Genomic DNA, 1,880 nt, shown 5'->3' with positions numbered 1-1,880 from the left:
CCGAGCCGCAGCCGGCCGAGCCGCACCCGACTGAGCCACGGCCGACCGAGCCGCCACGGACCGGCGCGCTCACCGACATCCGCGTCGTGGATCTGGCCCGGGTCCTCGCCGGACCGCTGTGCGGCCAGATGCTGGCCGACCACGGCGCCGACGTGATCAAGGTCGAACCGCCGGGTGGGGACGAGACCCGTGGCTGGGGGCCACCGTTCGTGCGAGATGACCACAGCGCGTACTTCGACGGGCTCAACCGGAACAAGCGGAACATCAGTCTCGATCTGCGCAGTGAGGAGGGTCAGGCGGTTCTCGCCAGGCTGCTCGACGAGGCCGACGTGCTCCTCGAGAACTTCAAGGCCGGCACCCTGGCGAAGTGGGGGTTCGGCGACGACGAGCTGGCCGAGCGCTTCCCCCGCTTGGTCCACTGCCGCATCACCGGCTACGGGGTGGACGGACCGCTCGGAGGCGCACCCGGATACGACGCGGTCCTCCAGGGGCTCTCCGGGCTGATGAGTATCAACGGCGAGCCCGACGGAGCGGCCATGCGGATCGGGATCCCGTTGGTGGACATCGTCACCAGTCTCAACGCGATGAGTGGCATCCTCATGGCGCTGCACGTACGGGCCACGACCGGGCGCGGCCAGCTGGTCGACCTCGCCCTGCTCGACAACGCGGTGTCGATCCTGCACCCGCACGCGGGCACGTGGTTCGCCACGGGCGAGGCCCCGGTGCGCACCGGGGTGGCGCACCCGACCATCTGTCCGTACGAGACCTTCAGCTGCTCGGACGGACCGTTCTTCATCGGCGCCGGAAACGATCGTCAGTTCCGGGCGCTGGCGGAGGCGGTGGACGCGCCCGCGCTGGTCGACGACCCCCGCTTCCTCACGAATTCGGACCGACTGCGCCACTCCGAGGAGCTGCGCGCGATCCTCGGTGGTCTCGTCGCAGGGCTCCGTCGGGACGACCTGACGGATCGACTCCGCGCGGTCGGGGTGCCCTCCGGGGCGGTGAACGACGTGGGTGAGGCGTTGTCCATGCCCCAGGTGCTGCATCGCGAGATGGTCGTCGAGCGCGACGGATACCGCAGTGTCGGCATCCCGATCAAGCTGTCCGACACCCCGGGATCCGTGCGGTTCGGGCCCCGCCCCCACGGCGCGGACACCGAGTCCGTGCTGGCGGAACTGGGACTCGATCGGGCGGCGCACTCCGAGCCCGACGGCCGCTGACCGGCGGGACACAATCTCGGTACGCTGGTGAAGTAGTACCGAGAAAGGTCGATCCGTGGAATTCCTCCTCATCGCCGCAGTGATCGCCGTTGCTGTCGCCGTGGTCTCCCGCAGTCAGAACAAGGGCCAGACCCAACTGGAAATGCAGCACAACCGCCATATCGAGGACTACCGCGCCGAGGCCGCGCGCTGGGTCGAACGGCTCGGCGGTCAGGTGTTCAACCTCGACGGCACCGACGAGGCGTCCAAGCAGGCGATGGCAGACGCCTCCGAGCGCTACACCGCGGCCGTGACGGAGCTGGAGAACGCGCGCACACCGGTCCAGACGGAGCTCGCGAAGGACACCGCCCTCGAGGGTCTGTACTACGTGCGGGCCGCGCGTTCGGCGATGGGCCTGGATCCCGGTCCGGAGCTGCCCAAGACCGACGGGCAGGAGCGCGCCGGCCGGGTGACCGAGGACCGGACCGTCGAGGTCGACGGCCGCACGATGACCGCGGCGACCGAGCCGAGCGACAAGACCCCGCACTACTACCCGGGCGGTGTGGTGGCCGGCCGGCCGGTGCCCGCCGGCTGGTACTCGGAGCCGTGGTGGGCCTCGGCCCTGGCCACGGGTATGTGGATGATGGGCTCGATGATGATGTTCAACATGATGTTCGCCGG

General features: G+C 69.8%; 2 protein-coding genes. Both read left to right on the top strand.

The features are described from left to right. Positions 1-77 precede the first annotated feature (77 nt). Entirely contained in the window at positions 78-1,220 is a 1,143-nt protein-coding gene (locus G6018_RS12500; RefSeq protein WP_182610706.1) for a CoA transferase, read from the top strand. Positions 1,221-1,275: 55 nt separating this feature from the next. Further along, positions 1,276-1,880: DUF1542 domain-containing protein (locus G6018_RS12495; protein ID WP_182639767.1), on the top strand; the 605-nt coding region annotated here is incomplete at its 3' end.

It is taken from the genome of Dietzia sp. DQ11-44 (assembly GCF_014145205.1).
GTDB lineage: Bacteria > Actinomycetota > Actinomycetes > Mycobacteriales > Mycobacteriaceae > Dietzia > Dietzia natronolimnaea.
Note: the sequence above shows the minus strand (reverse complement) of the source record. Positions and strands in the feature narration are given on the sequence as shown.